Origin of the sequence: Micromonospora sp. DT31 (assembly GCF_049841795.1) — a bacterium.
Taxonomy (GTDB): domain Bacteria; phylum Actinomycetota; class Actinomycetes; order Mycobacteriales; family Micromonosporaceae; genus Micromonospora.
The window spans coordinates 103,662-121,266 of sequence record NZ_JBNCKZ010000012.1; the positions used below are offsets into that span (position 1 = coordinate 103,662).

Here is a 17,605-nt window from a genome sequence, read left to right on the forward strand (position 1 = left end):
GCCGTGAAGGGGCAGGGGTGTACGCGCACGAAGTCGTGACCGGGTGCTCCGCCGCGCGGCAGCGCCACCGGCGAAGGTGGTCGCCGGGGGTGGTGCGGTGCGGTGGGCGGGAAGCGGGTCAGCCGCGTCGACCGAGCCGTGGCTCAGCGGGGCTGACGGTGGGCCCGGCCACGACTGGGAGGATCGCCATCTCGCACAGCGATCACCTCCTGCGGTCGGCGGGGCCCGGAGTGCGGGCGCAGACCGGCCCGCAGACGCGATCATCGTACACCGGGGCCGGGCGTGCCGCGCGCTCGGGCGCGTCCGGGCCGGGCCGCGGCCCGGACGCCACCGCCAGCACCACAGGCCTCGCCATACCGGGAAGTGGCCTGCTCGGGTTAGCGCTTACCTGTCGGTAACCCCTAGGCTCCGACCGTCCGAGAGATCAGGAGCAGAGGGGGATCCGTGGCCCGTACCGTGCTGGTGACCGGCGGGAACCGGGGTATCGGCCTGGCCATCGCGCGTGCCTTCGCCAAGCAGGGCGACCGGGTGGCGGTGACGCACCGCAGCGGCGAGGCCCCCGAAGGGCTGTTCGGGGTGCGGTGCGACGTGACCGACGCCGAGTCGGTCGACGCCGCGTTCACCACGATCGAGGCCGAGCTGGGACCGGTCGAGGTGCTCGTCGCCAACGCCGGCACCACCGACGACACCCTGCTCATGCGGATGTCCGAGGACCAGTTCACCCGGGTGCTCGACACCAACCTGACCGGCTCGTTCCGGGTCGCCAAGCGGGCCTCGATGAAGATGCTGCGCGCCAGGTGGGGGCGGATGATCTTCATCTCCTCGGTGATCGGCCTCTCCGGCGGCGCGGGGCAGGTCAACTACGCGGCCAGCAAGGCCGGTCTGGTCGGGGTGGCCCGATCGATCACCCGGGAGTTGGGCAGCCGCAACATCACCGCGAACGTGGTGGCGCCCGGCTTCATCGACACCGACATGACCGCCGGACTGCCCGAGGCGCGCAAGGCCGAGATCCACAAGTCCATCCCGGCCGGCCGGATGGCCAGCCCGGACGAGGTGGCCGGCGTGGTCACCTGGCTCGCCTCCGACGCCGCCGGATACGTCACGGGCGCCGTCATCCCGGTCGACGGCGGCCTCGGCATGGGTCACTGAGCAGAGCACGGAGGAGACACGTAATGTCCGGACTTCTCGCTGGTAAGCGGCTGCTGGTCACCGGCGTCATCACCGACGCCTCGATCGCGTTCTCGGTGGCGAAGCTCGCCCAGGAGAACGGCGCCCAGGTCGTCCTCACCGGCTTCGGTCGGCTCTCCCTGGTGGAACGGATCGCCAGGCGCCTGCCCGAACCGGCCCCGGTGATCGAGCTGGACGTCAGCAACGACGAGCACCTGGCCGGTCTGGCCGACAAGGTACGCGAGCACGTCGACGGGCTCGACGGGGTGGTGCACTCGATCGGGTTCGCCCCGCAGAGCTGCCTCGGCGGCGGTTTCCTCGACGCGCCGTGGGCGGACGTCGCCACCGCCCTGCAGGTCTCCACCTACTCGTACAAGTCCCTGGCGATGGCCGCGCTGCCGCTGATGTCCGCGGGCGGCGCCGTGGTGGGCCTCACGTTCGACGCGACGAAGGCGTGGCCGGTCTACGACTGGATGGGCGTGGCCAAGGCCGGCCTGGAGTCCACCTCCCGCTATCTGGCCCTGCACCTGGGCAAGCAGGGCATCCGCAGCAACCTGGTGGCCGCCGGCCCGCTGCGGACCATCGCCGCCAAGTCCATCCCCGGTTTCGATCAGTTCGAGGACGCCTGGACCGAGCGGGCGCCGCTGGGCTGGAGCCTCACCGACCAGGAGCCGGCCGCCCGGGCCTGCCTGGCGCTGCTGTCCGACTGGTTCCCGGCCACCACCGGCGAGATCGTCCACGTCGACGGCGGCTACCACGCCATCGGCGCCTGAGGTGTAAGGAGGGGCCCCTTCTTAACGTCTCAGGCATAGGAAGGGGCCCTTCTTGACGCGGCGCGACCCGGCGGTCACCGCCCCGACCGGATGGCGTGCCGGCCGGCGAGGAACAATGGGGCCATGGCGTACGACGCGTTGGTGCTGGTCTCCTTCGGTGGCCCGGAACGGCCCGAGGACGTTCTCCCGTTCCTGCAGAACGTGACCCGGGGGCGGGGGGTGCCGCCGGAGCGGCTGGCCGAGGTCGTCGAGCACTACCAGCACTTCGGCGGGGTGTCCCCGATCAACCAGCAGTGCCGTGACCTGCTCGCGGCGATCCGGGCGGACTTCGCCGCCAACGGCATCGACCTGCCGGTCTACTGGGGCAACCGCAACTGGGACCCGATGCTCGCCGACACGGTGGCCCGGATGCGCGACGACGGGATCACCCGGGCGCTGGCGTTCGTCACCAGCGCGTACGGCGGCTACTCCTCCTGCCGCCAGTACCAGGAGGACATCGCCGCCGCCCGCGCGGCGGTCGGGCCGGACGCCCCGATGATCGAGAAGCTGCGCCAGTTCTGGGACCATCCCGGCTTCGTCGAGCCGCACGCCGACGCGGTGCGCGCCGCGCTGGCCCAGCTCGACCCGGCCCGCCGGGACAGCACCCGACTCGTCTTCACCGCGCACTCGGTGCCGATCTCGGCGGCGGTCAGCGCCGGCCCGCACGGCGGCCGGTACACCGCCCAGCTGGCGGAGGTGGCCCGGCTGGTGCACGCCGCGGCCGCCCCCGACCTGCCGTACGACCTGGTCTGGCAGAGCCGGTCCGGCCCGCCGCAGGTGCCGTGGCTGGAGCCGGACATCAACGACCACCTGGCCGCCCTGGCCGAGCAGGGTGTGACGGGGGTGGTGGTCAGCCCGATCGGTTTCGTCTCCGACCACCTGGAGGTGGTGTGGGACCTGGACACCGAGGCGCTGGAGACGGCCAAGCAGCTCGGCCTGGACTTCGTGCGCGCCGGCACGCCGGGCACCGACGCGCGGTTCGTGGCGATGGTGCGGGAGCTGGTGCGGGAACGCACCGCCCCGGACGCGCAACGGCTACGCCTGGGCGAGCTGCCCGCCTGGGACACCTGCCCGGCGCTGTGCTGCGTACCTCCGGCCCGCCGCCCCTGAGCCCGACCACCACCGACATTGGGACGACACGATGCTTGACCGCAGGCCGGTGCAGAGCTGGCTCACCGATATGGACGGTGTGCTGGTGCACGAGGGACAGCCGGTGCCCGGCGCCCCGGAGTTCGTCAAGAAGCTGCGCGCCTCCGGCAAGCCGTTCCTGGTGCTGACGAACAACTCCATCTACACCCCGCGCGACCTGCGCGCCCGGCTGGCCCGGATGGGCCTGGACGTGCCGGAGGAGGCGATCTGGTCGTCGGCGCTGGCCACCGCCCAGTTCCTGGGCGACCAGCGACCGGGCGGGACCGCGTACGTGATCGGTGAGGCCGGCCTGACCACGGCGCTGCACGCGGTGGGGTACGTGTTGAGCGACTTCGCGCCGGACTACGTGGTGCTGGGGGAGACCCGCACCTACAGCTTCGAGGCGATAACCAAGGCGATCCGGCTGATCAACGACGGGGCGCGGTTCATCTGCACCAACCCGGACGTCACCGGCCCGTCGGTGGAGGGCGCGCTGCCGGCGGCCGGCTCGGTGGCGGCGATGATCTCCAAGGCGACCGGTGTCGACCCGTACTTCGTCGGCAAGCCGAACCCGATGATGATGCGGTCGGCGCTGAACACCATCGACGCGCACTCCGAGTCCACCGCGATGATCGGCGACCGGATGGACACCGACATCCTGTGCGGGTTGGAGGCGGGGTTGGAGACGATCCTGGTGCTCACCGGGATCAGCAGCCGCACCGAGGCCGAACGGTACCCGTACCGGCCGTCGCGCATCGTCGACTCGGTGGCGGACCTGATCGACGAGATCTGAGCCGCAGCGCTACAGCCGCAGCGGGGCGTTGCAGGCGGCCACCAGGGCCTGCCGGCAGGCGGTGGTCAGCGGCCGCAGCGCCGCGTCGCGCTGCTGCGCCTCGTGGGTGTTCACCGCACCGCCCGGCGCGCTCTCCCCGGCCAGGGCGAGCACCCGGTCCAGCACGGCCGCGCGGGCGAACAGGCGTCGGGCCCGCGGGTCGAACCCGGGCGGCAGGTCGGTGGCGCCGTCCGGACGGCGCAGCGCGGCGAGCGCCCCGGCCAGTTCCGGCCGCCACTGGGCGACGTCCAGCCGGGTGAGCGTCGCGGTGGTCTCGGCCAGCACCGCGGCCAGTTCCGCCTCGGCCTCGGCCGCGCCGGGAACGACGAGCGACGCCCGTGGCGCGTCCGTCGGCAGCGGATGGACCCGCCACAGCACCGTCTCCCAGGTCATTCCCGAGCCGGAGGTGTGCGTGCGGACCTCGGGCACCAGCCCCAGCCCACTGGCCACCACCGCCTCGCCGGCCACGAGCGCCGCCCCGGCGAACGCGCCGGGGCCGGGCAGTCCACGCGGGTCGCCCGGGGCGGGCAGGACCAGGCGGATGTCGTCCGGGGAGTGCTTGGCCAGGCTGGGCAGCGCCTCCCGCAGGGACACGTCGGTCCAGGTGCCGGGGGCGTCGGCGACGAGGTGCTCCTCGTCGCCGGCGACGGCGTCGGCGACCTCGTCGAACGGCACGAGGCCGGCGCGCCAGGCGCGCACCCAGGCCACGAACCGGCTCGACCGGCGCGGGGCCAGTGTGGCCGCGCCCGTTGCGGGGGAGGACATGCCGAAAGGGTACGTGCTCCGCGCCGTTGCTGTCTCGACTGCCGCACCGCCGGCGTGACCTGCCCCCAACTAACCCCTTCGCACCGTTTCGTGCCGAGGGATGACGACCCGGTCGGCGCGTCGGCAAGCGACACGCGGGGTTCGGTGGTTAGCGTTTTCGGCATGGCAGGGCGATACGACGGTGACGTGCTGGCCGGTGACTGGCGGCGACGGAAGGTGATCCCGGAGATCGACGCGGAGCACGACATGGTGGTCGAGGACGCCGACTCCGGATTCTGCGGCGCGGTGGTCGGCTTCGACTCCGGTGCGGTGGTGCTGGAGGACAGGCGTGGGCGGCGGCGCAACTTCCCGCTGCTGCCCGCCGCGTTCCTGCTCGACGGTCGGCCGGTCACCCTGCGCCGCCCGGCGCGCACCCCGGTGCCCGCCGCCCGGCGGCGCACCGCGTCCGGCTCGATCGCGGTGGACGGGGTGCGGGCGCAGGTCGCCAAGGCCAGCCGGATCTGGGTGGAGGGCGTGCACGACGCCGCGCTCGTCGAGCGGATCTGGGGCGACGACCTGCGGGTCGAGGGCGTGGTGGTGGAGCCGTTGGACGGCATCGACGCGCTCGGCGAGCAGGTACGCGAGTTCGACCCCGGCCCGGGCCGGCGGCTCGGTGTGCTTGTCGACCACCTCGTGCCCGGCTCCAAGGAGAGCCGGATCGTGGCCCGGGTGACCTCACCGCACGTGCTGGTCACCGGGCACCCCTACGTGGATGTGTGGCAGGCGGTGCGGCCGGCGGCGCTCGGCATCGCGGCCTGGCCGGTGGTGCCGCCGGGGCAGCCCTGGAAGGAGGGTGTCTGCGCGGCGCTCGGGGTCGGCGAGCCGGCTGACATGTGGCGGCACATCCTGTCCCGGGTGGACAGTTTCGCCGACGTGGAGACCCCGCTCATCAACGCCGTGGAGCGCCTGATCGACTTCGTCACCGAGCCCCGGTGACCGGCCCCCACCCCACCCCTCAGCGGGGCGGGGCGAGGGCCGGGAGGGCGGGTCAGGGCTCCTGGTCGGGGGTCCGGGTGAAGACGAAGGTGGCGATGTCGAGGGCGACCGGGGTGCCGGTCTCGTCGCGGATGACGGTGAGGATCTCGCCGTCCTGCGCGCCGGAACGGCCCCGCCACCGGTCCGGTCCCTCCGGGGTGAAGCGAAGCAGCGGCTTGCCGACCAGGCCACCGACCAGGTCACCGTCCGCGTCGACGCGGAACTCGAACTCGCCGCCCATCCACCACCAGCGGCCGGTCAGCGCGGCGAGGTCGGCGGCGGGCGGTGCGGCCGGGCGCCACGGGGCGGGCGCGGCCGGTTCGGCGTCCAGCACCAGGGTGAGCGCCTCGCGGCCGAGCGCGCCGATGTGGTGGCCACCGCGCAGGCCGTACGAGTTGGCATAGGTCACCGCGGCGGTCCCGGTGGGTCGGTGCACGGCCAACGCGGCGACGTACCCGGGCATCGAGCCGCCGTGCCCCACGTACACCCGGTCGCCGACCCGGTAGAGCTCCACGCCGAGGCCGTGGCCGCCGGTCCACGAGTCCAGATCGTTGATCATCATCGGCGTGCACATCTCGGTGAGCGTTTCCGGGGCAAGCAGCGCCGGGTCGGGAGCGGCCAGGAACGCCGCCCAGCGGCCCAGGTCGTCGACCGTCGACCAGAGCTGCCCGGCCGCCGCCATCGCCCCGCTGTCGGTGAGCGGTTCCTCCCGCAGCGTCTCGTGCCAGGGGTGCACCACGTAGCCCCGGGCGTACGGCTCGGTGGGCAGGAGGGTGGTGCGGCGCATGCCCAGCGGCGCCAGCAGCCGCTCGGTCAGCAGGTCCGCCCACGGCGTGCCGGTGATCCGCTCCAGCGCGGCGCCGAGCAGTCCGTAGGCCAGGTTGGAGTAGTGGTAGACCCGGTGCGGCGGGTAGGCGATCTTGTCCGGTGTGAGCCCGGCGAGCAGGGTGTCCAGGTCCATGCCCCCGGCCCGCTCCCACCATCCGCCGTCCGGCTCGCGTTGCAGCCCGCTGGCGTGACTGAGCAGTTGGCGCACGGTAAGCGCGCCGACCGGGGTGCCGGGCAGGTGGGCCCCGATGGGGTCGTCCAGGGCGAGCCGGCCGGCGTCGCGTTCCTGCATGACCAGCACCGCGGTCATCGTCTTGGTGATCGAGCCGATCCGGTACTGGAGGTCCCGACCGGGGCGGGGCTGCTCGCCGGCGAGGACCAGGTGCGACACGGCGCCGTCGCGTACCACGCCGAGGGCGAGCGACGGCGCCCGCCCCTCGGCCTGGGCCCGGGCGACGAGCAGGTCGAGCCGGCGGGCGGTTTCGGGCAGTAGGGTCATTCTCGTCCTCCTCCGCGGTCGGGCGCGGGGGATGCGCCCAGCCAAGCGATCATGACAGTTCGATGACACGTGCGATGACGTGTCAGGATTGTGCTTGTGGACGCCGTGTTTTGGATCGTGCTGGGTGTAGTGCTGGCGGTCGCCGAGATCTTCACGACGACCCTTTTCCTGATCATGTTCGGCGTCGCCGCGTTCGTCACGGCCGGCGCCGCCGCGCTCGGTGCGCCGGTGGCGCTCCAGGCGGTGGTCTTCGCGGTGGTGTCGGCGCTGACGGTGGCGGTGGCACGTCCGGTGGTCCGGCGGCACGCCCGGTCGGCGCTGGAGACCGGGGAGAAGCCGTTCGGGGTCGAGGCGATCGAAGGGTCCACCGCGGTGGTCCTGGAGCCGGTCGACGCCGATCGGGGGATGATCAAAATCGATGGTGAGCTGTGGACGGCCCGCTCGTACGACGCGACGCGCAGCTACGAGGCGGGCGAGCACGTGCAGGTGATCAAGGTCCGGGGCGCGACCGCCCTGGTCTGGCAGGACGATATTTCCACCCCGGGTGAGCTGCCCGAAGGGAAAAGGTGAACGGTATGGAGTTTCTGGCGATCCTGATGATCGCGGTGGCGTTGATCGGCGTGGTGACGTTGCTCAAGGCGGTACGGATCGTGCCGCAGCAGCGTCAGGACGTGGTGGAGCGGCTCGGCCGGTACAAGCGGACCCTGAACCCGGGTCTGAACCTGCTGGTGCCGTTCGTCGACGCGGTTCGCACCAAGGTCGACATGCGGGAGCAGGTGGTCAGCTTCCCGCCGCAGCCGGTGATCACCTCGGACAACCTCGTGGTTTCGATCGACACGGTTCTCTACTTCAAGGTGGTCGACTCGGTCCGGGCGACCTACGAGATCTCCAGCTTCCTCCAGGCCATCGAGCAGCTGACCGTCACCACGTTGCGTAACGTCATCGGCTCGCTGGACCTGGAGCGGGCGCTGACCAGCCGCGACGAGATCAACAGGCACCTCTCCGGGGTGCTGGATGAGACCACCGGCCGCTGGGGCATCAAGGTGACCCGCGTCGAGATCAAGGCGATCGAGCCGCCGGCAAGCATCCGCGACTCGATGGAGAAGCAGATGCGCGCCGAGCGTGACCGCCGGGCGGCGATCCTCACCGCCGAGGGTCACAAGCAGTCGGTGATCCTCACTGCCGAGGGTGACAAGCAGTCGGCGGTGCTGCGCGCCGACGGTGACCGGCAGGCCCGGATCCTGCAGGCCGAGGGTCAGGCGAAGGCGATCCGTACCGTCTTCGACGCCATCCACCAGGCGAACCCGAGCCAGAAGGTGCTCGCCTACCAGTACCTGCAGGCACTCCCGCAGATCGCCCAGGGCAGCGCCAACAAGGTCTGGATCGTGCCGGCAGAGCTGACCAAGGCCCTGGAGGGCATGGGCGGCGCGCTCGGTGGGCTGAGCCAGATGGTGGGGGACCTGCCCGCACCGGAGGCGGCCGAACACGCGAGTCAGGTGGAGCGGGAGGCCGCGGAGGCGGCGCAGGCCGCGGCAGACGCCGCCCAGCAGATCCACGACGAGGTACGCGTCGCCGAGGCGCAGGCCACCGGTGGCAACAAGCCGCAGGGGCTGCCGGCCCCGGAGCCGGTGAACCCGGCGAGCCTGGTCAACGACCCGACGGACGAGCGTCAGCGGGGCTGACCGGCAAATCCGAGATTCCTTCATGCGGCGCCCCGGCGCCTGCCACCATCGGTGACGAGAACGGTTGGTGACAGGGCCGGGGCGCCGTCGCGCGTGCCGGGCCGCCCGCGGCGCGAGCGAGGTGACGCATGAAGGATCCGGCGGACCGGCTCTTCACCCGGGCCCCGAAACCCGGCGCGCACGACCCCGCCGGCCCGATCGGGTCCCGGCGTGCCGGCGGGGGTTTCGGGGTCCTGCCCTTTCTCTCCGAACCCGGGCCGGGAGCGCCCGCCACCGACGCGAGTTGGGCCTGGTCGATCCGCCGGTTCGCCCGCGCGGCGGTCTGGCTGCTGCCCGCGTACGCGGTGCTCTACGGCCTGGTGGCGATGGCCAGCGACGGCGGTGTGGGCAACGACCCCTACCCGGCCGACGGTCGGCCGCTCTACCTGATCGGCTGGGTCGGGTCGGTCTGGCTGGGGCTGCTGGCCCTGCTGGCGCTCACCGGCCTGCTCGTGGCCACCCGGTGCCGCCGGGTCGCGCTGGCCGGGCTGCTCGCCAGCATCGGCGGGACGGTGCTGATGCTCGCGTTCGCCGGGCTGGCCGAGCAGACGCCGGTGTTCGGCCTCACCGCGCGCGGCCTCGTGCTGGCCGGCGCCACCTGTTACAGCGCCGGCTGGTTCCTGACCGGCTGGTCGGTCGCCCGCTCCGGGATGTTCTCCTACGGCGACGGGGTGCTGCTGATGATCGCCGCCCCACTGCTCGGTCTGGGCGGGGCGCTGATCGGCTCGTTGCAGACGTTCGGGGCGATCTTCGTGCTGGTCGCCGGCATCGGCATCGGCTACCGCAGCGGTCGTCTGGTGCCCGAGACCATCGCCCGGGACGCGGCGGCGGCAAGCGTCGCGGTCGCGCCCGCGCCACCGTCGTCCCCGAGCGGCCCGCTCGGCACCGGATGACCGGTTCTCCGGCCGCTGGTGGCTGGGTGGTTGCCGTGAGGTGACTGACAGTTGCCTGGCGCAGTGGCCGATAGGCGGCATTCGCGGTAATCCTGGAACCCATGCCGTCTTACCGGTCGCCGCTGGCGCGCCTGTTCACCGTGCTGCTGGCCGGCCTGCTGGCCGGGCTGGTCCTCGCGCTCGCCGCGCTTCCCGGCGGCCTGCTCGGCGCGTTCGGCGCCCGGGCCGCGCTCGCCGCGTACGGGGATCTGCCCGACGCGCTGCGCACCCCCGCGCAGCCGCAGCGCTCCTACCTCTACGCCAACGACGGCACCACGCTGATCACCACGTTCTACGACGTGAACCGCACCGACGTGCCGCTGGCCGAGATCGCCCCGGTGATGCGTCAGGCGATCGTCGCGGCCGAGGACCGGCGGTTCTACTCGCACGGCGGCGCGGACCTGCGCGCCATCGCCCGCGCGCTGGTGGCGAACGTCTCCGGCGGCGGCACCCAGGGCGGCTCCACGCTGACCATGCAGTACGTCCGCAACGTGCTCAAGACCGACCCGAGCCGCACCGTCGAGCAGCGACAGGCCGCCACCGAGCAGACCGTCGGACGCAAGCTGCAGGAGATCCGGTACGCCCACGCGCTGGAACAGTCGCTGTCCAAGGACGAGATCCTCAACCGCTACCTCAACATCGCCTACTTCGGCTCCGGCGCGTACGGCGTCGCCGCCGCCGGCCAGCGCTACTTCGGCAAGGCGCCGGCGGAGCTGACCCTCGGCGAGGCGGCGCTGCTCGCCGGCCTGGTCCAGTCGCCCGACGCGTACAGCCCGATCGACGGCGACAAGGGCGAGGCGCTCACCAGGCGGGCGTACGTGCTCGACGCGATGGCCGAGACCGGGGCGATCACCGCGGCGCAGGCCGCGACGGCGAAGGCCGAACCGCTCACGCTGCGCCCGACCGCCCAGCCCAACGGCTGCACGGCCACCGCCCAGGGACGCGACGACTGGGGCTTCTTCTGCGACTACCTGCGCCGGTGGTGGCTCGACCAGCCGGCCTTCGGCGACAGCCCGCAGGAGCGGGAGCAGGCGCTGCGCCGCGGCGGCTACCGGGTCGTGACCACGCTCGACCCGAAGATCCAGCAGACCGCGCAGCAGCAGGCCACCAAGGTCTACGGGTACGGCAACAAGCGTGCCCTGCCGATCGCGGCCGTCGAGCCGGGCACCGGCCGGGTGCTCGCCATGGCCGTGAACCGGCACTACAGCCTGGACGACAACCCGGGCGGGCAGGCAAACCACCCGAACACGGTCAACCCGCTGATCTCCGGTGGGGCCAGCGTGGACGGCTACCAGGCCGGCTCGACGTTCAAGCTGTTCACCATGCTGGCCGCGCTGGAGGCGGGCAAGCCGCTGGCCACGGGCTTCGACGCGCCGGGCCGGCTGCCCACCCGGTACGCCTCCGACGACGAGGGCAACTGCGCCGGCACCTGGTGCCCGTCGAACGCCAACCCGCAGTGGATGGACGGCTACCGGATGATGTGGGACGGGTTCGGCCGCTCCGTCAACACGTACTTCGTCTGGCTCGCCGAGCAGGTCGGCCAGGACAAGGTGGTGGAGATGGCGCAGCGCCTCGGCATCACCTTCCGGGCCGAGTCCGACGCCACGTTCGCCCGCGACGACGCCGCCAACTGGGGCGCGTTCACCCTCGGCGTGGCCGCCACCACCCCGCTGGACCTGGCCAACGCGTACGCCACGGTGGCGGCCGAGGGCACCTACTGCGCGCCGCTGCCGGTGGTCTCGGTGACCGCACCCGACGGCACGACGGTAGACGTGGGGCAGCCCGAGTGCCGGCGGGTGCTCGACGCCGACGTGGCCCGGGCGGCCACCGACGCGGCCCGCTGCCCGGTGGGTCAGCAGTCGGCGTACGCGCAGTGCAACGGCGGCACCGCCACCGCCGTCAACCGGATCGTCGACCGTCCGGTGGCCGGCAAGACCGGCAGCTCGGAGCGGAACGCCACGGAGACGTTCGTCGGATTCACCCCGCAGGTCGCGGTCGCCGGCATCGCCGCCAACCCGGACGACGTCACCGACGTGGTCGGCGCCGCCGTGCAGGCGAAGGTGATCGAGGCGGTGGCCCGGACCATCAGGACCGCCGTGGCCGGCCAGCCGGTGCGGGACTTCGCCGCCCCCAGCCGCGAGTTGGCCGGTGAGCCGCAGCGCCCGCGGCCGCGCCCGCAGCCGACCCCCGAGCGCACCGAGCAGCGCACCGACCCGCCACGCTGGCTGCGCGACCGCGGGTAGGCAACGACTCCCGGCGATGGGTGCGGCTAGGCCCTACCGGCCTGGAAGTGGCGTTAGGCTGGCCGGTCATGGGACTGCTCACCTTCAGCATCAACGTCACCCTGGACGGTTGTGTCGACCACCAGGAGGGGATCGCCGACGACGAGACGCACGCCTACTTCACCCGTCTCATGGACGGCGGCGGGGCGATGCTGTGGGGTCGCGTCACCTACGAGATGATGGAGGGCTACTGGCCGGCCGTCGCCCGCGGTGACGTGGAGGCGCCGCCGGCCATACGCGAGTGGGCGGTCAAGCTGGAGGCCAAACCCAAGTACGTGGTGTCGTCGACGCGCACGGACTTTCCGTGGGCCAACAGCCACCACGTCGCCGGTGAGCTGCGCGAGGGCGTGCAGAAGCTCAAGGACGCGACCCCGGCCGGGGTCCTCCTCGGAAGCGGCAAGCTCGCGACCGCGCTCGACCGGCTGGACCTGATCGACGAGTACGAGCTGCTCGTCCATCCCAGGATCGCCGGCCACGGTCCGACGCTATACCAGGGCGGGCTGGCCGGCACGCGCGAGCTGGAGCTGCTCTCGGCGAAGCCGCTGCGCAACGGCGCGGTGGCCGTGCACTACCGCCGCGCGCGCTGAATCACGGGACGCCGTCGCCGCCAGCTAACCGGCAGCGCGGTCCTCCCCGCTCGCCGCGTCCAACACCTGACACCGCACGGCCGCGTCCAGCGCGGCGGCCACCTCGTCCGGGCCGGCGTCGCCGTCGATGACCACGAAGGACGGGAACTCCGGCAGCGACCGGTAGGCGGCGTCGAGCGCGCGCAGGTGCGCCAGCTCCTCGGTGTCGATGCCGCGGGCGGCCACCCGGCGCTGCGCCTCCTCGGGTGAGGTGGCGAGGAAGCACACCACGGTCGGGCGCGGGAAGACCGCGTACGCGGCTCGGACCGTCCGCCGCCCCCGGTCACCCCGGGCCGTCAGGACCACGTCCTGGCACCACGTCCACCGGTCCAGCACCGCCACGTCGCCGCGCAGCCGGGCCACCGCCACGGTGCGGGCCATGGCCAGCGCCCGCACCGCCGCCTCCAGGACCGGATAGCCGGTACGCCCGAACAGCGCCACCCCGTCCGCCCGGCCGAGGGCCCGCGCCAGCCGGTTCCACAGTGGCCGCCCGCCGGCGTTCTCGAAGTACCGGGCCCGGACACCCTGCCGGTTCAGGCGTCGCGCGAGCGCCTTCGCCTGGGTCGTCTTGCCGGAGCCGTCGACGCCGACCAGCGCGATCATCACGGGACGGCTCATGCCTCTAGAGGGTAGCCGGAAGCCCGCAAGGGCGGCCGGATGACCACCATGACGGACAACGCGGCCGCGTCGACGGCGACGACCGGCAGCCTGGTCCGGTTCCATCCGCGCCAGGTCCGGCCGTCCGACGACGACCGGACACCGTGGTGGTGGACCGGCCGGAGGTCGGCGAGTTCGTGGAACTGCCGGCGATCGGCGTCCGGGCCGTCGGGCTGCTGGACGCCGGGACGCCGGTCGGCGTGGCCGAGGAACGGATCGCCACCGAGTACGACGTCGAACTCGACCTCGTGGACCTGGTGTCGGCGCTGGGCGAGGCGGGTCTGGCCGCCGAGATCGACGGCCGGCGGGTGGACGATCCGCACCGGTCGGACCGGCCGCACCTGCCCCGCCTGCGGGCGGTGCACGTGAGTTGGCTCTTCGGCCCGGCCGCGAAGGTGGCCTACGTCGCGCTGGTCGCGGTCACGCTGGCCACCGTGGTACGCCGGCCCGAACTGCTGGTGATCGGTTACGTCCGGCCGCACCCGCTTGTCGAAGGGCTGCTGTCCGTCGTGGTCCTGGTGGTCGTCATGTCGATGGCTCTGCAACTGCACGTCTACATGCGCACCGACTGCTACTTCGTCCTGCTCGACCTGCTGCGGTGCCGCAACCTGTTCCAGGACGGGTTCGCCTATGCCCGGCACCTGGCGCGTCGCGTGCTCCACACGGTGTTGCCCGACCGGGTGGCGGCGTCGGCCGGTGACCCCACCGCCGACCTGCCGCCGCACGAACGCCGGGCGGTACGCATCTACGCGGTGACGGTCGTGGCCGGCAGCACGGTGGCGCTGTCCAGCTTCGTGGCGTTCGGGATCCCGATCGTGGTGCACGGCGCGATCCGGGCCGGCTCGGCCGTGCTGGCCGGGATGACCGGTGGCAGCCTCCTGGCCGCGGTGGACGGGGCGGTCGTCATCCTCGTCGAGGGGACCCCGCAAGTGATCTTCCTGGTCACGTTCTACCGACGGCACTCCCGGCGACGCCGGCGGGCCCCCTCCGGCCGAGGGTCGCGCACTCAACCGGCACCCGCCGGCTGAACGCCGTCACCCCCTGACATCGCCCTGCTCGTCTAGGGTGGAGGGCCAAGGGTGAGCACGATTCATGATCGTGGTCGCCCGGGTCCGCGCGCTTCGGGGGGAGCGATAGGTGCCGGCAGTCCTTTTTCGACTGCTCGGCCCGGTCGAGCTGTGCGTCGACGACCGGGCGGTGCATGTTGGTGGTCCGCGTAGTCAGGCACTGTTGGCGGCCCTGCTTCTGGAGGCCGACCGCGTCGTCCCGTTGTCCCGGCTGGTCGACGCCGCGTGGGGTGACCATCCGCCGGCGAGCGCGGACGTGCAGGTCCGCAACCGGGTGGCCGCGTTGCGCCGGGCGATGCGGGCGGCCGGTCTGTCCGATGAGGTCATCGGCACCCACGGCTCCGGATACCTGTTGAGCGCCGTCGACGGTCCGCTCGACCTGGACGTCTTCGAGGATCTTGTCGACCGGGCCGAGCGGCGCGTCGGTGAAGGGCGGCCGGAGGCGGCGGTGGCGGGCCTGCGGGAGGCGCTGGCGGTGTGGCGGGGGCAGGCGCTCGACGGCCTGCGTACCCCCGTGCTGGCGGCCGCGGCGCAGCGTCTCGACGAACGCCGGATGGCGGTGGTGCAGCGGTGCCTCGACCTGGAGATGGGCCTCGGCCGGCACGAGGAGGTGATCGGTCGGCTCACCGAGCTGGTCGAGGCGTACCCGTGGCGCGAGTCGCTTGTCGGCCAGTTCATGCGTGCCCTCTACCTGGCGGACCGGCAGGGCGAGGCGTTGGACCGGTTCGACCAGCTTCGCCGCCGCCTGGCCGACGAACTCGGCGTCGATCCGACGGCGCAGCTGATCCGGCTGCGGGACCTGATCCTGCGCAACGACCCGGGTCTTCGGGCGGCACCGGGCAGCGGGCCGTTCGCCGCGCCGGCGCCGACGGACACGGGGGACGGGCCGGCCGCGCCCGGGGCCGGGCCACCCGCGCCGACCGCGCCGGCAGCACGTCACCCCACCGGCTCGCCGGGAGCCCGGCAGGAGGACCGTGCGGCGCCGGCCGCCCCGGACGCTGCGCCGGATGCGCTGCCGGCCGCCGCGCCGGAGCGGGACGGCAGACCACCGCCCCGGATGCTGCCGGCCGAACTCGTCGACTTCGTGGGCCGCCGGCAGGAGGTGGTGGCGGTCCTCGACGGGCTGCCCCGGCGGCCGAAGGTCGGCGTGTCGGTGATCAGCGGCCTGCCCGGCGTCGGCAAGACCGCGCTGGCGGTGCGGATCGCCCACCGGCTCGGCCCGGCGTACCCCGGACCGCACCTCTACGCCGACCTGTCCGGGCACGACCAGCCACTGTCCCCGGTCGAGGTGCTCGGCCGGTTCCTGCGGGCGCTCGGCGTACCCGGCGCGCGGATACCGGCGGACCTGGAGGAACGCGCGGCGCTGTTCCGGGCGACGATGGCCGACCGGCCCGGGCTGCTGCTGTTGGACAACGCGGCGCGCGCCGCGCAGGTCCGCCCCCTGCTGCCCGGCACCGACGCGGTCGTGCTGGTCACCAGCCGCGGTGCGCTCGTCGACCTCGACGGCGCCGGCCAGGTGCGGCTGGAACCGCTGCCCGAGGCCGACGCGCTGCGGCTGCTCGCCGGCATCGTGGGCGCGGACCGGGTCGCCGCCGAATCCGACGCGGCGTCGACGATCGTGCGGCACTGCGGTCTGCTGCCGCTGGCCGTGCGCATCGTGGGGGCCCGGCTGGCGATTCCCGACCTGCTGTCGCTGCGTCAGGCGGCGGCCCAGCTCGCCGGGCTGTCGCACCGGCTCGACCATCTCACCCGTGCGGACCGCAGCGTCCGGGCCGCGTTCCACTCGGCGTACGTCGCCCTGGACGTGCCGGCCCGCCGGATGCTGCGCCGGTTGGCGGTGCTGGACCTCGACGACGCCCCGCCGTGGCTGCCCGCCGTGCTGCTCGACGGCGACGGCGACGGCGACGGCGCGTCCGCGGTCACCGCCCTGGTGGAGGCCAACCTGGTCACCGTGACCGGGCCGGACGAACTGGGCCAACCCCGCTACCACCTGCACAGCCTGGTGCGGGCGTTCGCCCGGGAACGCGCCGCGCGCGAGGAGACACCGCAGGAGCGGGCCGGGCTGCTGGAGCGGGTCTTCGGGACCTGGCTCACCCTCACCGAGCAGGCCCGGTTGGCGCTCAGCGAGGAGAGCAACCCCGGCCTCGCGGCGGATCTGCCGAGGTCACCGGCGGCCACCGACGCGCACCTGAGCGATCCGGGACGCTGGTTCGGCGCCGAGCGGGCCGCCCTGCTCGCCACCGTCGAGCAGGCCGCCGCGAGCCCCGGCCACGAGGACTACGCCTGGGCGGTGGCCTGGAACTGGGACTACCACCTGGTCGTCGACGCCCGCCTGGACGAGTTGGTCCGGATCACCCGGACCGGGCTGGCGGTCGCCGAACGGCGGCGACATCCGGAGGGGATCGCCCGGATGCGGGTCTGCGTCGCGTTCGCCGCCCTGATCGGCGGCGACCTGGAGTCCGCGCTCGGGCACGTGCGGGGGGCCCACGAGATCGCCGAGACGTTGGGGCAGCCCTGGCTGCGGGCCGACATCGCCGGGGTCGAGCATCAGGTGTACGAGGCGCTGGGGGACCGGGTGGCGGCCCGTGCCAGCCTGGTGCGTTCCATCGGGCTGTACCAGGAGGCCGGCGACCCGGTCGCCGGCGCACCGAAACTGGCCCGCCTCGGTGTGCTCCAGATGCAGGACGGCGACCCGGCGGCGGGGGAGACCCTGGCCCGGGCCGTGGCGCTGCTGCGGGCCGCCGGCACGACCCGGCCGCTCGCGTTGAGCCTGCGCGCGTTGGGCCGCTGGCACGAGCACCAGGGCGCGGTGGACGAGGCCCGGTCAGCCTACCTGGAGGCGTTGGAGCTGGTCCGGCGGCACGGTGACCGGTTGGGTGAGGCGGCGCTGCTCAGCGAGGTCACCGCGATGCTGGCCGGGCACGGGTGCCTCACCGAGGCGGCCGGGTACGCCGACGCCGCGCTGGAGCGGGCGCGGGAGACGAACGTCGCGGCGTACCTGGCGTACGCGAGGTACGCCCGGGGCCGGCTCAGCCTGATGTCCGGTGAACCGGCGCAGGCCAGGGTGCGGCTGGAACGGGCCGTCGAGGACCTGACAGCCAGCCCGCTGTTCCAGTTGGAGGCGCTGATGGACCTGGCCCGGGCCGCCGAGCGGCTGGCCGACGCCGACGCCGCCCGGAACGCCTGGGGGCGGGCCCACGCGGTGGCCGTCCGGATCGGCGCCACCGCCACGGCGCGCGACGTCGGGCAGCGCCTGGCCGAGCGGTGGCCCTGAG

At 73.4% G+C, this 17,605-nt stretch carries 15 protein-coding genes; 12 read left to right on the plus strand and 3 right to left on the minus strand.

The features are described from left to right. Positions 1–444: 444 nt before the first annotated feature. The 4 genes from fabG (at position 445) to ACLQ2X_RS20275 (ending at position 3,900) form a co-directional block, all read left to right on the plus strand. A complete protein-coding gene (fabG, locus tag ACLQ2X_RS20260; RefSeq protein WP_425682621.1) occupies positions 445–1,149 on the plus strand; it encodes a 3-oxoacyl-ACP reductase FabG in 705 nt (234 codons plus the stop codon). Between the two features lie 23 nt (positions 1,150–1,172). Beyond that, positions 1,173–1,940, plus strand: coding sequence for an enoyl-ACP reductase FabI (fabI, locus tag ACLQ2X_RS20265; protein ID WP_425682622.1), 768 nt, complete (start codon positions 1,173–1,175; stop codon positions 1,938–1,940). Between the two features lie 123 nt (positions 1,941–2,063). Then, positions 2,064–3,089 (plus strand): ferrochelatase, encoded by a 1,026-nt coding sequence (locus tag ACLQ2X_RS20270; protein ID WP_425682623.1) that lies wholly within the window; start codon positions 2,064–2,066, stop codon positions 3,087–3,089. Between the two features lie 31 nt (positions 3,090–3,120). After that, complete coding sequence (locus ACLQ2X_RS20275; RefSeq protein WP_425682624.1) at positions 3,121–3,900, plus strand: HAD-IIA family hydrolase; 780 nt, start codon at positions 3,121–3,123, stop codon at positions 3,898–3,900. Positions 3,901–3,909: 9 nt separating this feature from the next. Here the strand turns inward: ACLQ2X_RS20275 and ACLQ2X_RS20280 are convergent, their stop codons facing one another. Continuing rightward, positions 3,910–4,704: a hypothetical protein gene (locus ACLQ2X_RS20280; protein ID WP_425682625.1), complete on the minus strand. Its 795-nt coding sequence runs from the start codon at positions 4,702–4,704 to the stop codon at positions 3,910–3,912. A gap of 162 nt (positions 4,705–4,866) precedes the next feature. Between ACLQ2X_RS20280 and ACLQ2X_RS20285 the strand changes: the two genes are divergently transcribed. Beyond that, positions 4,867–5,679, plus strand: a complete 813-nt coding sequence (locus ACLQ2X_RS20285) for a DUF3097 domain-containing protein (RefSeq protein WP_425682626.1) — start codon at positions 4,867–4,869, stop codon at positions 5,677–5,679. 52 nt (positions 5,680–5,731) lie between these two features. Here the strand turns inward: ACLQ2X_RS20285 and ACLQ2X_RS20290 are convergent, their stop codons facing one another. Beyond that, a complete protein-coding gene (locus ACLQ2X_RS20290) occupies positions 5,732–7,045 on the minus strand; it encodes a serine hydrolase domain-containing protein (protein ID WP_425682627.1) in 1,314 nt (437 codons plus the stop codon). 96 nt (positions 7,046–7,141) lie between these two features. Here ACLQ2X_RS20290 and ACLQ2X_RS20295 point away from each other — a divergent pair, with 96 nt between their 5' ends. The 5 genes from ACLQ2X_RS20295 (at position 7,142) to ACLQ2X_RS20315 (ending at position 12,567) form a co-directional block, all read left to right on the plus strand. Next, positions 7,142–7,615, plus strand: a complete 474-nt coding sequence (locus tag ACLQ2X_RS20295) for an NfeD family protein (protein ID WP_425682628.1) — start codon at positions 7,142–7,144, stop codon at positions 7,613–7,615. 5 nt (positions 7,616–7,620) lie between these two features. Continuing rightward, positions 7,621–8,727, plus strand: coding sequence for an SPFH domain-containing protein (locus ACLQ2X_RS20300; RefSeq protein ID WP_425682629.1), 1,107 nt, complete (start codon positions 7,621–7,623; stop codon positions 8,725–8,727). Between the two features lie 128 nt (positions 8,728–8,855). After that, the gene (locus ACLQ2X_RS20305; protein ID WP_425682630.1) at positions 8,856–9,659 is read left to right on the plus strand and encodes a hypothetical protein; all 804 of its coding nucleotides are present in this window, start codon (positions 8,856–8,858) and stop codon (positions 9,657–9,659) included. A 101-nt stretch (positions 9,660–9,760) separates the two neighbouring features. Next, positions 9,761–11,941: a transglycosylase domain-containing protein gene (locus tag ACLQ2X_RS20310; RefSeq protein ID WP_425682631.1), complete on the plus strand. Its 2,181-nt coding sequence runs from the start codon at positions 9,761–9,763 to the stop codon at positions 11,939–11,941. A 68-nt stretch (positions 11,942–12,009) separates the two neighbouring features. Further along, on the plus strand, positions 12,010–12,567 hold the full coding sequence (locus ACLQ2X_RS20315) for a dihydrofolate reductase family protein (RefSeq protein ID WP_425682632.1): 558 nt from the start codon (positions 12,010–12,012) through the stop codon (positions 12,565–12,567). A gap of 24 nt (positions 12,568–12,591) precedes the next feature. Here ACLQ2X_RS20315 and ACLQ2X_RS20320 read toward each other — a convergent pair whose 3' ends face one another. After that, entirely contained in the window at positions 12,592–13,224 is a 633-nt protein-coding gene (locus ACLQ2X_RS20320) for a dTMP kinase (protein WP_425682633.1), read from the minus strand. A 149-nt stretch (positions 13,225–13,373) separates the two neighbouring features. On the opposite strand from ACLQ2X_RS20320, the gene ACLQ2X_RS20325 reads away from it, so the two are divergent. Beyond that, positions 13,374–14,291, plus strand: a complete 918-nt coding sequence (locus ACLQ2X_RS20325; protein ID WP_425682634.1) for a hypothetical protein — start codon at positions 13,374–13,376, stop codon at positions 14,289–14,291. Between the two features lie 109 nt (positions 14,292–14,400). Then, complete coding sequence (locus ACLQ2X_RS20330; RefSeq protein WP_425682635.1) at positions 14,401–17,604, plus strand: AfsR/SARP family transcriptional regulator; 3,204 nt, start codon at positions 14,401–14,403, stop codon at positions 17,602–17,604. Position 17,605: the final 1 nt, after the last annotated feature.

Bases quoted from the DNA above. Each gene is read 5' to 3' on its own strand.
- fabI (WP_425682622.1), top strand. From the start codon at position 1,173: ATGTCCGGACTTCTCGCTGGTAAGCGGCTGCTGGTCACCGGCGTCATC.
- ACLQ2X_RS20270 (WP_425682623.1), top strand. From the start codon at position 2,064: ATGGCGTACGACGCGTTGGTGCTGGTCTCCTTCGGTGGCCCGGAACGG.
- ACLQ2X_RS20275 (WP_425682624.1), top strand. From the start codon at position 3,121: ATGCTTGACCGCAGGCCGGTGCAGAGCTGGCTCACCGATATGGACGGT.
- ACLQ2X_RS20280 (WP_425682625.1), bottom strand. From the start codon at position 4,704: ATGTCCTCCCCCGCAACGGGCGCGGCCACACTGGCCCCGCGCCGGTCG.
- ACLQ2X_RS20285 (WP_425682626.1), top strand. From the start codon at position 4,867: ATGGCAGGGCGATACGACGGTGACGTGCTGGCCGGTGACTGGCGGCGA.
- ACLQ2X_RS20290 (WP_425682627.1), bottom strand. From the start codon at position 7,045: ATGACCCTACTGCCCGAAACCGCCCGCCGGCTCGACCTGCTCGTCGCC.
- ACLQ2X_RS20300 (WP_425682629.1), top strand. From the start codon at position 7,621: ATGGAGTTTCTGGCGATCCTGATGATCGCGGTGGCGTTGATCGGCGTG.
- ACLQ2X_RS20305 (WP_425682630.1), top strand. From the start codon at position 8,856: ATGAAGGATCCGGCGGACCGGCTCTTCACCCGGGCCCCGAAACCCGGC.
- ACLQ2X_RS20310 (WP_425682631.1), top strand. From the start codon at position 9,761: ATGCCGTCTTACCGGTCGCCGCTGGCGCGCCTGTTCACCGTGCTGCTG.
- ACLQ2X_RS20315 (WP_425682632.1), top strand. From the start codon at position 12,010: ATGGGACTGCTCACCTTCAGCATCAACGTCACCCTGGACGGTTGTGTC.
- ACLQ2X_RS20320 (WP_425682633.1), bottom strand. From the start codon at position 13,224: ATGAGCCGTCCCGTGATGATCGCGCTGGTCGGCGTCGACGGCTCCGGC.